Below are 14352 nucleotides of genomic sequence, written 5' to 3' on the forward strand. Positions count from 1 at the left end.
CCCCGTGGCGGCCGGTGACCGGCGACGCTACCCAGCGTGGAACCTCCTCAATCCTGACGATCTCGGGCTAATCGGTCCGGCACCCGCAGTGTGCGGTCCAGTACCCTGCGCGCCGTGGCCCCGGCCACAGGGACGAGCGGACGTGGACGGACGGATCGATCCCGTCCAGACTCTTGCGCAGAGCCGTGAGGTGTGAAAATTTCCTACCAGCGGCAGATTGTCAACGGCGAATCTTGCCGTCTGCGCCGCGATGAACCCCTGACACGGGAGCCCCAACGAAGGGACACACCGCATGAAGGCAACTCGGCTCGGAGCCGCCGGGCTGGCCGCCGCACTGCTCGGCGCGCTCGTCGCCGCCACCCCGGCGAGCGCGGCGCCCGACGCGGCGACCACCGCCGCCTCCACCACCACCTGCGTCACCGACCCGGCCACCCCGAAGCGGCAGTTCCGGGCCATGTGGATCTCCTCGGTCGTCAACATCGACTGGCCGAGCAAGGCGTCCCAGACCGCACCCGACCGCATCGCCGCGCAGCAGGCCGAGTACCGCCAGCTGCTCGACCTCGCCGAGCGGCTCAACCACAACGCCGTGGTCGTCCAGGTCCGGCCGACCGCCGACGCGCTCTGGCCGTCGCCCCACGAGCCCTGGTCGGAGTACCTGACCGGGGTGCGTGGCGAGAACCCGGGCTGGGACCCGCTGAAGTTCGTGGTCTCCGAGGCGCACAAGCGCAACCTCGAGTTCCACGCCTGGTTCAACCCGTACCGCATCTCCATGCCCGCCCCGGGCGGTGCCGGCGCCGACATCAACCAGCTCGCGCCCAACCACCCGGTGCGCGAGCACCCGGAGTGGACCTTCGCCTACCCGCCGGCCGGGGTCGCCGGCAGCCGGCTCTACTACAACCCCGGCATCCCGGAGGTCCGCGAGTTCGTGCAGACCGCGATGATGGACGCGGTCAAGCGGTACGACGTCGACGGCGTGCACTTCGACGACTACTTCTACCCCTACCCGAGCGGCACCCACCAGGTGCCCGACGACGCCACCTTCGCGGCGCACAACCGGGGCTTCACCAACAAGGCCGACTGGCGGCGGGACAACATCAACCTGCTGGTCCAGGAGATGAACGCCAAGATCAAGGCCGAGAAGCCGTGGGTGAAGTTCGGCGTCAGCCCGTTCGGCATCTGGCGCAACCAGTCGGCCGACCCGCTGGGCTCGGACACCACCGGCAGCCAGTCATACGACATCATCTCCGCCGACACCCGCAAGTGGGTCAAGGAGGAGTGGATCGACTACATCGTGCCGCAGCTCTACTGGTACATGGGCCAGTACCCGGCCGCCGACTACACCCGGCTGGTGCCGTGGTGGGCGGACGTGGTCAAGGGCACCCGGGTGCAGCTCTACATCGGGCAGGCCGACTACAAGAGCGGTGACCCGGTCTACGGCTCGTTCTGGATGAACCCGCAGGAGCTGTCGAACCACCTGACGCTCAACCGGCAGTACCCGGAGGTCCTGGGCAACGTCCACTTCTCGGCCGTTCAGGTGCGGGCCAACCGGCTCGGCGCGACCGACATCTACGCCGCCGAGCACTACTCCCGCCCGGCGCTGGTCCCGACCATGACGCACCTGCCGAAGAAGCCGCTGCTCATGCCGGTGGTCACCAAGGCCGCGCGGCAGGACGACGGGGTCCGCCTGAGCTGGCTCCAGCCGGCCGACGGCGTGGGCCCGCTCGGCACCGCCACCTCGTACGCGATCTACCGCTTCGACGGGACCGGCCTGGCCGGCCGGTGCGACTTCGCCGACGCCGCGCACCTGGTCGACACGGTCCGCGCCGACGCGGACACCCGGACCCAGTCCTGGGTGGACACGACGGCCGAGGCTGGCAAGCGGTACACCTACTACGTGACCGCGCTCGACCGACTGTCGAACGAGAGCCCGGCAAGCCCGCCGGCCTTCGTCCGCTGACGTCCGACCGGATGCCCCGGGCGCCCCTGGCGCCCGGGGCATTCGTCTGTTTCAACGCCTGTCACCAATTGTCGGCGGGCACCACATCCCCCGGATCCCTCCATGATCCACACTGGTCGGCATTCCGGTGACCCGCCGGTAACCCCCGTCCCGCCCGCCATCCCCCGCGGAGGTAACCCGTGCCCAGACGCCTCACCACCCTGCTCGCCTCGGCCGCGCTCACGATGCTCTTCGTCTTCGGGGTCTCCTCCCCCGCCGCCGCCGTCACGACCTCGCAGAAACTCTCCGTCCTGTCCAGCTGGACGCAGACGAGCGCCACCAGCTACAACTCCTGGAACTCGGGCCGGCTGAACAAGGGCGCCTGGGCGGCGTACGAGTTCAACTGGTCGACCGACTACTGCTCGTCGAGCCCGGACAACCCGCTCGGCTTCAACTTCAGTCTCTCCTGCTACCGGCACGACTTCGGCTACCGCAACTACAAGGCGATGAGCCGGTTCTCGGCGAACAAGGCCCGACTGGACAGCGCCTTCTACGCCGACCTGAAGCGGGTCTGCGCCACCTACAACAGCGTCGTGCGGCCCGCCTGCACCAGCCTCGCCTGGACGTACTACCAGGCCGTCAGCGCGTTCGGCTCGGTCGCCGCCGTGCAGCAGGCCGACATCGACCGCGCCGCCCGGATGAAGGCCGACGCCGAGCGCCGCGCCGCGCTGAGCCGCTGACCCACCCGTACCGCCCAGGGGTCCGCGTCCCCGGCCCACCGGGTCGACGCGGACCCCGACCGGCACGGACGGCGGACCCCGCCGTCAGGCGTGCCCCGTGTGGTGGCGGCGCCGGTCGGGGGTGACGGGCTGGCGGGGCGCCACGCGGGCGTGACCGGCGCCGAACCGCGCCGAACCGGCCGCCAGGTCCGGGTGCTCGACGGCGAGGGCCAGCGCCGCCGCCTCCTCCAGCCCCAGCTCGGTCCCCTCGCCGTACGCGCCGTCGAAGGTCGCGTCGCCCAACTCCCGGCGCAGCTCCCCCTGCCGCTGCGCCCAGTACCCGCCGTAGATGCCCGGGGCGCAGCGCATGCTCGCCCGGGTCGCCCCCGCCGCGCCGAACAGGCGGGCCGCCGTCAGGCCGTCGCCGCCGGCCGCGCAGCGCACCGCCATCGCGTTCAACGTGTCGCAGGCCCGGCCGTGGAAGCCGTGGCTCATCCGCGAGCGGAGCGCCACCTGGAGATGCTCGTGCGCGGCGACGAGGTCCCCACGCGCCAGGGCGACCATCCCGAGCAGCATGTCGACGGAGCGCCGCCCCCGCTCCACCGGCCGGGCCGCCTCCACCGGTCGCGCCGCGCCCAGCAGCTCGGCGGCCTCGTCCAGGGCACCCCGCCGCCACAGCAGCTCGGCCAGGCTGAACACCCCGAAGAGCGCGTCGCCGAGCACCTCCTGGCCGGACGCCCAGTCGATCACCTCACGGCAGATCCGCTCGGCCTCCGCGAACTGTCCCATGTCGACCAGCGGGGCGGCCCGCCCGGCGAGCACCCGGGCGAGCAGGCCCGCGTCGCCCGCCTGCCGGGCCGCCGCCTCCGCCCGCTGGGAGTAGCGCAGCTCCTCGGCGAACTCGCCGTCCGCGCCGGCGTGCAGCGAGTGCATGTGGTACGCCGCCGCCAGCTCGGCCTCCGGGATCCGCTCCCCGGTCTCGGCGATGCGCCCATACAGCCGGAACAGCCAGAGCCGCCCCTCCCGGGCCAGGCCCCGCTCCCGCCACCACTGGTCGAGGCCCCCGGCCAGCCGCAGACCGGCGCGGGCACTGCCGCCGGTGGCGCACCAGCGCAGCGCGGCCCGCAGCTCGCCGGCGAGCGGGTCGAGGGCGTAGAGCGACAGGGTCACCGGCCGCCCGTCCGGGCCCAGGTGCGCCCGTTCCAGCGCGTGCATCGACCACGCCACGTGCCGGTTGCGGGCCGACCGCTCCTCCCCCGCCTCCACCAGCCGCCGGGCCGCGTACGCCCGGATCGGGTCGAGCATCCGGTAGGTGCTGCCCGCGGCGTGCGGCTCCGCCAGCACCATCGACTTGTCGACCAGCACCGAGAGCGGATCGAGCGGGTCGTCGCCGAGCAGCCACTCCACCGCCGCCAGGTCCACCGGGCCGGCGAAGACCGCCAGCCAGCGCAGCAGCCGGGCGGCCCGTGGCCCCAGCGTCCGGTACGACCAGGTGACCGTGGCCTGCATGGTCAGGTGCCGTTCGGTGGCGGAGCGCTGCACCGCCCGGACGGCCGGGCTGGGCGACGCCGTCCCCACGGCCGCCGCCACCGGATCCACGCCGTCCTGCCGGTCGCCAGACGGGTCCGGCTCCGCCGGGGACGGGTCCTCCCGCCCCGCGTCGAGGGTGCCCAGCACGTCGTCGAGACGCGCGGCGAGCTGACCGACGGAGAGCACCCGCAACCGGGCGGCGGCCAGCTCGATGGCGAGCGGCAACCCGTCCAGCCGGCGCACCACCCGCCGCAGGTCGGCCGACTCCGCCGGGTCCGGGGGCCGGCCGCCCCGGGCCGCCGCCGTCCGGTCCAGCAGCAGCGCGACGGCGTCGCTCTCCGCCCCCTCGACCGGCGGGTCGACCGACAACGACGGGATCCGCCAGACCACCTCGCCCGGCAGCCCGAACGACTCCCGGCTGGTGGCGAGCACCCGGACGCCCATCCCGCCCGCGAGCAGCCGGGAGATCACGTCGGCCGAGGCGGCCGGCTGGGCGTCGCAGGTGTCCAGGAGGACGAGCATGCGGCGCGCGGCCGCGTACTCCACCAGGGTGTCCACCATCGGGCGGCCCGGCTCGGGACGCAGACCGAGCACGGCGGCGACCTCGAACGCCACCAGGCCCGGGTCGGTGACCGCGGCGATGTCGACGAACCAGACCCCGTCCGGATGGGACTCCACCAGGTCGACGGCGAGCTCCACGGCCAGCCGCGTCTTGCCCGCGCCGCCCGCGCCGAGGACGGTGACCAGCCGGTGCGCCTCCACCAGCCGCCTCAGCTCGGCGAGCTCGGCGTCCCGGCCGACGAACGAAGTGACCGGGGTGGGCAGGTTGTGCGCGCTCGCGTCGGCCGTGCGGGGCCGCGGGAACTGCCGCTCCAGGCCGGGGGCGACCAGTTGGAAGAGCCGTTCCCGGTCGTCGAAGCCGCGCAGCCGGTGCAGGCCGAGGTCGATCAGGGACGCGCCGGGCGGCAACGGCTCCACGTGCCGGGCCGTCGACGCCGAGCAGAGCACCTGCCCACCGTGGGCGGCGGCGGCCACCCGCGCCGCGCGGTGCACCTCCGGGCTGACGTACTCGCCGTCGCGCGGCTCCGCCCAGCCGGTGTGCAGCCCCATCCGGACCCGGGGCACGGCGTCGGCGGTGGGCCACTCGTGGCTGGCCAGCGCCCGCTGGGCGGTCAGGCAGGCGGTCAGTGCGGCGGTCGCGTCGCCGAAGGCGAGGAAGAACGAGTCCCCCTCGGTCAGCAGCTCCGCGCCCTCGGTCGCGGCGATCGTACGGCGCAGCAGGCGGCGGTGCTCCCGCAGCACCGGCGGGTAGTCCGGCCCGAGCAGCTGGGCCAGCCGGGTGGAGCCCTCGATGTCGGTGAAGACGAAGGTCACCAACCCGCTCGGGAGATGGATCCGTGGCGACATGGTGGAACCTCCGCCCGTGACGTCGGACTCATGCTGCCTGAAACCGGACCATCACGCATCGTGAGAACGGTCGGGCGGCTCCGGCCCCCGGGGAGCCGTCCGCACCGGCTGGCCGGAGGGGTTGGGCCGGCGGACGTCGCGGCCGGGCGAGGCACCGGCCCGGACGGGCGTGGGCGGACCCCGCCGGTCAGCAGCCGCAGCCGCCGCCGCAGCACCCTCCGCCGGCCGGCGCCGGCGCGCCACCGGCTGCACCGCCGCCCCGGCCGGTGACCGCGACGGTGGAGAGGAGCTTGACCGTGTCGGCGTGCCCCTGCGGGCAGGACGCCGGCTCAGCGGCCCGCGCCATCGGACGGTTGACCTCGAAGGTGTCGCCGCAGGCGCGGCAACGAAACTCGTACCGGGGCATGGCACCCAGGGTACGACCGGTCCTGACGTACGGGGATACATGGGTGATACTCAACTTGTGGTGGACGGCGAGGACAGGAAGACCCTTCGGCCCCTGCGGCCGGCGGCACCCATCGACGGGCCGCTCGCCGAATCCGGCGCCGTGCCCGGGCCGGCGACGCGGTTGCCGCGTCCCCGCCGCCCCTGGCTGAGATCCACCTCCAGGGAGGACACGAAGCCGGCCACCGAGACGAAGGCGGCCGAGACGAAGGCGGCCGAGACGAAGGCGGCCGAAGCAAAGGCAGCCGAAGCGAAGGCAGCCGACGAGCCGGTCGCCGCGAAGCCGGTGGAAGAGCCCACCGCCGAGACGAAGCCGGCCGAGAAGGCGAAGCCGGCCGAGAAGGCGAAGCCGGCCGAGAAGGCGAAGCCGGCCACCGGGACCTCGGCCACGGGAGCGGCGGCCACCGCGAGCGGGGCGAAGGACGGCGAGGGCGCGGCGTCGGGCGCGGGCGACCTCGCGCAGACGAAGGTCGACCTGCCCGCGACGAAACCGGCCGCCGGGCCCCGGCGCCGCCGGGTGCAGTTCGCGCACGCCGTACGCCAGCCTCCGCACCGCGTCGCGATCGCCGCCGCCCGCGCCACGCGGGACTGGTCGCGGCGACCCAGCGGGCGACTCACCCTGCCCGGGGTGTTCCTGCTCGCCCTGGTCGCGGCGACGGCTGCGGCCGGCGCGCTGCTGGTGCCCGCGACGGCCCGGGGAACCCGGCCGGTCGCGGTCGACGCCACCTCCCCCGCCCAGACCACCGACCCGCAGGCGCCGCTACCCGGCGGCACGCCACCGCCCGGCGGGATGCCACCGCCCACCCAGACGGTGCTGCCGCCCGGCACGGCACCGACCGGCCCGGTCGTCGGCGGCTCCACCGGTCGGCCGTCGGACGCGCTGGCCGGCTGGGCCGCCCAGGTCGGGCCCAAGGTCGGCATCTCGCCGGTGGCCATGCAGGCGTACGGCTACGCCGAGGTGGTGCTCGCCCAGACCAACCGCAGCTGCGGGCTGAGCTGGACCACGCTGGCGGCCATCGGGTTCGTCGAGTCGGGGCACGGTCAGGCCAACGGCGCGACGCTCCGCCAGGACGGCAAGGCGCTGCCCGAGATCATCGGCCTGCCGCTCGACGGGCAGGGCGGCCGGATGCGCATCCCCGACACCGACCGCGGCGTGATGGACAAGGACCCGGTCCTCGACCGGGCGGTCGGGCCGATGCAGTTCATCCCGACGACCTGGCAGGAGATCGGGGCCGACGCCGACAACGACGGCGTCAAGGACCCGCACGACCTGGACGACGCCGCCCTCGCCGCCGGCAACTACCTCTGCAAGGGCAGCCGGAACCTCACCATCCCGGCCGACTGGTGGAACGCGATCCTGTCCTACAACGACGTCCGCCGCTACGCCCAGGACGTCTACGACACCGCCAACCGGTACGGACAGGCCAGCCGCACATGAAGTGATCGTCCGCGTACATTGGAGAACTGGACACTTCCCCCGGGCAGCGGTTAGCGGCAAGCTAGACGGGTGATGGTGCGCGAGTGGGACCCCAGGACCGCGTCGTCCGCCGAGATCGCGTCGCTGCTGGACACGCTGAACGCGGTCCTGGCGGCCGATCTGCCGCAGGATCCGCCGTGGCGGGAGAGCTCCATGCGGGAATACCTCGCCGAGGTGATGCCCGGCGAACGGCGGATCTCCTGGGTCGCCCAGACGGAACCGGCGGCCGACGGCAGTCCGGGGGCGATCCTGGGCCACGTGCACGTGCTGCTGCTCGGCGACATCGGCGTGCTGGAGGTGCTGGTGCACCCCTCGGCGCGGCGTACGGGCCTCGGCCGGGACCTCGTCCTGACCGCCGCCCGACGGGTCTACCAGGAGGGCTTCCAGTCGATCGGGGTGGAGGTGGTCGGCGACACGCCGGCCGTCGCCTTCTACGAGTCGCTCGGCTTCTCGAAGGAATACGTCGAGACCCGCAGCGTGCTGGACCTGTCCGGGGTGGACTGGGCCGAGCTGGCCGAGATGGCCACCGGCATCGGCGCGGGCTACCACCTCCAGTTCCACCCGGGCGGCCCGCCGGACGAGCTGATCGAGGCGTACGCCCGGGCCAAGGCGGAGGTGCGCGACGTCGAGGACGGCGAGCTGCGCCCCAGCTCCTACGACCCGGAGCGGCTGCGGGACAGCCTGGACTGCCTGCACCGGCGGGGCATGAAGCCCTACATCGTGCTCGCCCTGCACGAGCAGACCGGCGAGGTGGCCGGGCTGACCGAGGTGGTCGTGCCGGTCCAGCATCCCACCCGCGCCGACCAGTACGACACGATCGTCGTGCAGGACCACCGGGGCTACGGCATCGACCGGGCGATCAAGGCCCGGATGCTGATGGAGCTGCGCTCCGCGGAGGCGGAGCTGGCCGAGGTGCAGACCTGGAACGCGCAGGCCAACGAGGCCATGCTCAAGGTCAACGCCGAGCTGGGCTACCGCCCGGACCGCGAATGGTGCGAATACAGCATCGACGTGGCTGAGCTGGTGCACCGCCTCGACGCCGGACGCTGACCGGAACGTTCACGAATCCGTCCGCTGGGGGATGGACGGCGGTCAGCAGCGACCCTTAACGTGCGTTAGTTCCCCGTCCACCCATCGTGGAGGCCTCATGCGCCCGCGCCGCACTCTTGCCGCGCTCGCGACCGCCACCGCCGCCGTGACCGTCACGGCCGTCGGCGTCGCACCCACCGCGGCCAGCGCCGCGCCCACCGACCTCTTCATCTCCGAGTACGTCGAAGGCTCGTCGAACAACAAGGCGATCGAGCTGTTCAACGGCACGGGCGCCGCCGTCGACCTGGCCGCCGGCGGCTATCAGCTCCAGTTGCACTTCAACGGCTCCACCACGCCGACGAACCTGGCCCTCACCGGCACCGTCGCGGCCGGGGACGTCTTCGTCCTCGCCGCCGCCTCGGCCGCACCGGCCATCCTCGACCGGGCCGACCAGACCACCGGGGCCAGCCTGTTCAACGGCGACGACGCGATCGTGCTGCGTCGCGGCGGCACCGTGCTCGACTCGATCGGCCAGGTCGGCGTCGACCCGGGCACCGAGTGGGGCACGGGCGTCACCAGCACCGCCGACAACACGCTGCGCCGGTCGGCCGCCGTGACGTCCGGCGACACCGACCCCTCCGACGCGTTCGACCCGGCCGCCCAGTGGGCCGGCTTCCCCGTCGACACGTTCGACGGCCTCGGCACGCACGCCGTCGACGGCGGCGGACCGGTCGACGCGCCCGCCACGCTCGCCTGCGGCCCGGCCCTGGTGACCTCGGCCGGCACGGCGGCCACCCGGGAGGTCACCGCCACCGACACCGACGACCGCATCGTCGACCTGGCGGTCACCTCGGTCAGCCCGACCCCGGCCACCGGCTCCGTCAGCCGCTCGGCGGTCACCCCCGCCGACGCCGTCGGCGGCACCGCCCGGGCCACGGTCGCCACGAGCGCCGACCTGGCCGCCGGGGCGTACACCGTGGTGCTGACCTCCACCGACGCGGACGGCGGCACCGCCACCTGCACGCTGGCCGTGCAGGTGACCCGGGAGCTGACCGTCGGCGAGGTGCAGGGCCCGACCACCGACGCCGAGTCCGGCCCCGCCGACCGGTCCCCGCTCGCGCCGGCCACGGGCAACGGGACCAGCAGCACGCTGTACGACGTGCGCGGCGTGATCACCCAGCGCACCCTGGCCCGCGACTCGTCGGGCCGCGACCAGCACGGCTTCTTCCTCCAGAGCCGTTCCGACGCCACCGACGGCGACCCGACCAGCTCGGACGGCATCTTCGTCTTCATGGGCTCGTTCACCTCGCTGATCGGCGGCTACGTGCCGACGGTCGGCGACGAGGTTGTGCTGCGCGCCCGGGTCTCCGAGTACTTCAACTTCACCCAGCTCTCCGGCGCGTCGCTGGTGCGCCGGATCGCCTCCGGGGTGGACGTGAACGCCGAGGTCGAGGTGACCGACGCGGTGCCACCGGTCGAGGTCGCCGCGGCGCAGCGCTTCTTCGAGCGGCACGAGGGCGCCCGGCTGCGCGTACGCGCCGGCAGCGGCGCGGTGAGCGGACGCAACGTCTTCGCCTCCACCGCCGACGCCGAGATCTTCGTGATCGACCGGGACGACCCGCTGCTCGACCGCGCCGACGCGTACGCCCGCCGGGTGTTCCGGGACGCGCACCCGCTGGACAACGACCCGACCCGCCGCTTCGACGACGGCAACGGGCAGCGCGTCCTGCTCGGCAGCATGGGCGTCAAGGGCAGCACGGGTGACAGCGCCGCGCTGCTCCCGCCCGCGCGCACCTTCGACACGCTGACCGCCGACGCGGTCGGCGGGCTCTACTACTCGTTCGAGAAGTACGGGGTGCAGGTCGAGACAGCCGCGTTCACCGGCGGGGCCGACCCGTCGAAGAACGAGCCGCCGAAGCCGGCCAACCGCTCGGAGGAGGTCGCGGTCGCGACCTACAACGTCGAGAACCTGTACGACTACCGCGACGACCCGTTCGACGGCTGCGACTTCGCCGGCAACGCCGGCTGCACCGGGGTGCGCCCGCCGTTCGACTACGTCCCGGGCAGCGAGCAGGAGTACCGCGAGCAGCTCGTCGCGCTGGCCGACCAGATCACCACCGACCTGCACTCCCCCGATCTGATCCTGGTGCAGGAGGCCGAGGACCAGGACATCTGCTCGGTCTCCGGCACCGAACTGGTCTGCGGCAGCACGGACAACGCCGACGGCGCACCGGACAGCCTCCAGGACCTGGCGCTGGCCATCGCCGCCGCCGGGGGCCCGGCCTACCAGGCCGCGTACGACCGGACCGGCGCGGACGCCCGGGGCATCACGGCGGCGTTCCTGTTCCGCACCGACCGGGTGTCGCTGGCGGCGCCCACCGCCGCCGACCCGCTGCTGGGCTCGGCGCCGACCGTCGAGTACCGGGGGGCGGGGCTGCCGGGCAACGCGGACGTGCAGAACCCGAAGGCGCTCAACGCGGTGCTCCCCGCCGATGTGGACACCTCCACCGGCAAGGACGGAAACAACGTCTTCACCCGCGCCCCGCAGCTCGGCAAGTTCACCGTCGCCGCCGCGCCCGGCTCCGCCGAGCGGTACACGCTGTGGGCCGCCAGCAACCACTACTCGTCGGGGCCGGACAGTCGGGTCGGGCAGCGCCGGGAGCAGGCCGCGTACGGCGCCGCGATCGTCACCGCGATCGAGGCGTCGGACCCGCACGCGCGGGTGGTCTACGGCGGGGACCTGAACGTCTTCCCCCGCCCCGACGATCCGTTCCCCGTGCCCGGGGACGAGCAGCGCAGCGCGACGGCGGCCGACCCCACCCCGTCGGACCAGCTCGGGCCGCTGTACGAGGCGGGCATGCGCAACCTCTGGGACGACCTGCTCGCCGACGCGCCGTCGTCGGCCTACTCGTACAGCTTCGAGGGGCAGGCGCAGACGCTGGACCACCTGTTCGTCAACGGCGCGCTGCACCGGGACCTGGTGCAGATGCGGGCGGCGCACGTCAACGCCGACTGGCCGGCCGACCACGCGGCCGACGGCAGCCGGGGTTCCAGCGACCACGACCCGCAGGTGGCCCGCTTCCGCTCCCGGGCGTCGCTGAGCGTCGGCGACGCGTCGGTGGTCGAGGGTGACCGGGGCACCCGGCCGCTGACCTTCACGGCCACCGTGTCGCGCCCGCTGTCGCAGCCGGTGCTGCTCTGCGCCGCCACGTACGGCACCACGGCCCAGGCCGGCGCCGACTACGACCCGTACGTCGGATGCAAGGTCCTGGCGGCGGGGCAGACGTCCCTGGACTTCCCGGTGACCGTACGCGGTGACCGGAAGCGGGAGGCGGACGAGAAGGTGAACCTGGTCGTGGCCGGCGTGCCCGGCCTGCGGCTGGCCGATCCCCTCGCCGTGGGCACCATCACCGACGACGACTGACGTCACACCGGAGCCCGCCCCGACGGCCCGCCGCCCAGGAGTTTCCCGGGTGGCGGGCCGTTCGCTCACCACGGAGAGCGTGGGTCGGGCAGCCCCGGCGGCGGGGGCACGCGCGGCGGTGGGGGCACGCTGCGGTACTTCGCCACCCGCACCTCCCACTGGCTGCGCCGCCGCATGGCGTCGCGGACCCTGCGGTCGCGGTAGAAGGTCTCCGGCGGGCGGGCCAACCCGTAGACGTCGGCCCACCACTCGCCCGGCTCGGGGTCGAGAATGGTGTCCAGGTGCGAGGGATAGCGACGCCCCGCCCCGTCCCGGGTGTCCTGCCAGTCCCGCATCGGCTTCAGCACCCGCCCGAACTCGTCGACGACGGCCAGCCGGAAGCCGGCGACCCCGATGATGCGGCGCAGGAGCAGGATGCTCGGCACCAGCCGGCCCACCTCGATCCGCCCGACGGTGGAGTGGTTGACCCCGGCCCACCGGGCCAGCTCCCGCTGACTGAGGCTGGCGTACCGCCGCACCGCCCGGACGATGCCCGCAGCCGGCCACGGCGTGTCGAACGGTTCGGTCAACATCACCGACGGCTCACGCGAGCCCAACGCGGCGGCCTCAGGTCCCGGCGCGACGCCCTCAGAGCCCGGCACGGCAGGGCCGGGCGCGACGGCAGAGCCGGGCGTGGCGGCAGAGCCGGGCGTGGCGGCGGAGCCCGGCACGGCGGCGGGATTCAGGGGCCGGCCACTCGCCGGTTCTGCGGGTAGGGCGGTCATCCGGTCACGCTCCCCCGCTGCCGCGCCCTCCCGCAATCCCACCCGCGCTGCCTGTGGATAACCCAGCCGCCTGTGGAAGACCCACTGCCCGACGCCACACCGAAGCAAGCCGGCCCCACCCGTCGGATGGTGACTCGCAGTAACAGAAGCGAGCTCCCGCCCAACTCCTACTCTGCGTAATTACATCCTTCGCCTCGAAGCGACCCTCAGCGACCTCACCAGAGATCGAAACGGCTTGACCAGCAGTTTTATCTTCCGGCTCGCTGCGGAGCCACCCACCTCCGCGCGCCCTTTGCTCTGCAGCCATATACGCAACGGTCACCGTGGGTCGCCGGTGCGTATATGGCTGCAGAGCAAAGCGTCGGGAGGTCACTGACCCTCGGGCGCAGTGATATCACTGAACGTGACGAACGTTCGACCTTTTGCCGGCGAGCAAGCCGGTGCCGGGCAGCACCAATGAGGTGGCACACCAACACCTGAGGCTGCGGGGGCGAGGCGAGGCACCGAAAGCGCGCCGCCGGCCGCAGGAAGCACCAGCGCAGAGCCCGCCAGCCCGGCCCGGCCCAGCGGGGTCCGGCCCGGGTCGGGTCCGGTCCGGTCCGGCCCGGCCCGGCCCGGGTCGAGGTGGCGGGTCAGTAGCGCTGGCGGAGGAGTTGGGCGGCCTCGACCGCCCAGTAGGTGAGGATGATCTGGGCGCCCGCCCGGCGGATCGAGGTGAGCGTCTCCAGCATGACCCGCTCCCGGTCGATCCAGCCGTTCGCGGCGGCCGCCTCGACCATCGCGTACTCGCCGGAGACCTGGTAGGCGGCGACGGGCACGTCCACCGCCGCGCGCACGGCCGCCACCACGTCGAGGTACGGCAGGGCCGGCTTGACCATCACCATGTCGGCGCCCTCGGCGACGTCCAGTTCGACCTCGCGCAGCGACTCCCGCAGGTTCGCCGGGTCCTGCTGATAGGTACGCCGGTCGCCCTCCAGCGCCGACTCCACCGCGTCGCGGAACGGGCCGTAGAAGGCCGAGGCGTACTTGACGGCGTACGCCAGCACGGCCACGTCCTGGTGGCCCGCGGCGTCGAGCGCCCGGCGTACCACCGCGACCTGGCCGTCCATCATCCCGGACGGCCCGACCACCCCGACCCCGGCGGCGGCCTGGGCCACCGCCATCTCGGCGTACGCCTCCAGCGTGGCGTCGTTGTCCACGTCGCCGCCGGGGGTGAGCAGGCCGCAGTGCCCGTGCGAGGTGAACTCGTCCAGGCAGAGGTCGCTCATCACGACCGTGGCGTCGCCCACCTCGGCGACGACGTCACGGATCGCGACGTTGAGGATGCCGTCCGGGTCGATGCCGCCGGAGCCCGTGGGATCCCGCTGCTCCGGCACGCCGAAGAGCATGATGCCGCCGACGCCCGCCTGGACCGCCTCGGCGGCGGCCTTGCGGAGCGAGTCCCGGGAGTGCTGGAGCACCCCCGGGAGCGACGCGATCGCCCGCGGTTCCGTCAGCCCCTCCTTGACGAACATCGGCACGACCAGTTCGGCCGGGTCGACGCGGGTCTCGGAGACCAGCCGCCGGATGGCCGCGTTGCGGCGCAGCCGGCGGGGCCGGATCTCGGGGTACGGCATCACGGA

Annotated in this window: 9 protein-coding genes; 5 read left to right on the forward strand and 4 right to left on the reverse strand. The window is 73.6% G+C overall.

The annotated features are described in order from the left end of the window. Positions 1-292 precede the first annotated feature (292 nt). Complete coding sequence (locus CLT72_RS18490; RefSeq protein ID WP_101412872.1) at positions 293-1957, forward strand: glycoside hydrolase family 10-like protein; 1665 nt, start codon at positions 293-295, stop codon at positions 1955-1957. Positions 1958-2136: 179 nt separating this feature from the next. Then, positions 2137-2676 carry a phospholipase gene (locus CLT72_RS18495; protein ID WP_088998242.1) on the forward strand — a complete coding sequence of 180 codons (540 nt, stop codon included), beginning with the start codon at positions 2137-2139 and terminating at the stop codon, positions 2674-2676. Positions 2677-2760: 84 nt separating this feature from the next. On the opposite strand, the gene CLT72_RS18500 is transcribed toward CLT72_RS18495, so the two are convergent. Both CLT72_RS18500 and CLT72_RS18505 read right to left on the reverse strand, forming a co-directional pair. Further along, positions 2761-5592: an ATP-binding protein gene (locus CLT72_RS18500; RefSeq protein WP_101412873.1), complete on the reverse strand. Its 2832-nt coding sequence runs from the start codon at positions 5590-5592 to the stop codon at positions 2761-2763. 187 nt (positions 5593-5779) lie between these two features. Then, complete coding sequence (locus tag CLT72_RS18505; protein ID WP_101412874.1) at positions 5780-5998, reverse strand: FmdB family zinc ribbon protein; 219 nt, start codon at positions 5996-5998, stop codon at positions 5780-5782. A 39-nt stretch (positions 5999-6037) separates the two neighbouring features. Between CLT72_RS18505 and CLT72_RS18510 the strand changes: the two genes are divergently transcribed. The 3 genes from CLT72_RS18510 to CLT72_RS18520 all read left to right on the forward strand — a co-directional run bounded on the left by CLT72_RS18510 (position 6038) and on the right by CLT72_RS18520 (position 11966). Beyond that, entirely contained in the window at positions 6038-7474 is a 1437-nt protein-coding gene (locus CLT72_RS18510; RefSeq protein WP_144082271.1) for a lytic murein transglycosylase, read from the forward strand. 72 nt (positions 7475-7546) lie between these two features. Then, entirely contained in the window at positions 7547-8563 is a 1017-nt protein-coding gene (locus CLT72_RS18515; RefSeq protein ID WP_101412876.1) for a GNAT family N-acetyltransferase, read from the forward strand. 97 nt (positions 8564-8660) lie between these two features. After that, positions 8661-11966 carry a lamin tail domain-containing protein gene (locus tag CLT72_RS18520; RefSeq protein ID WP_101412877.1) on the forward strand — a complete coding sequence of 1102 codons (3306 nt, stop codon included), beginning with the start codon at positions 8661-8663 and terminating at the stop codon, positions 11964-11966. A 65-nt stretch (positions 11967-12031) separates the two neighbouring features. Here CLT72_RS18520 and CLT72_RS18525 read toward each other — a convergent pair whose 3' ends face one another. Together CLT72_RS18525 and hemB are read right to left on the reverse strand one after the other, a co-directional pair. Beyond that, positions 12032-12538: a helix-turn-helix domain-containing protein gene (locus CLT72_RS18525; protein WP_486484278.1), complete on the reverse strand. Its 507-nt coding sequence runs from the start codon at positions 12536-12538 to the stop codon at positions 12032-12034. Between the two features lie 824 nt (positions 12539-13362). Next, positions 13363-14346: a porphobilinogen synthase gene (gene hemB / locus CLT72_RS18530; RefSeq protein WP_101412879.1), complete on the reverse strand. Its 984-nt coding sequence runs from the start codon at positions 14344-14346 to the stop codon at positions 13363-13365. Positions 14347-14352 lie beyond the last annotated feature (6 nt).

The organism is Micromonospora sp. CNZ309, from assembly GCF_002846525.1.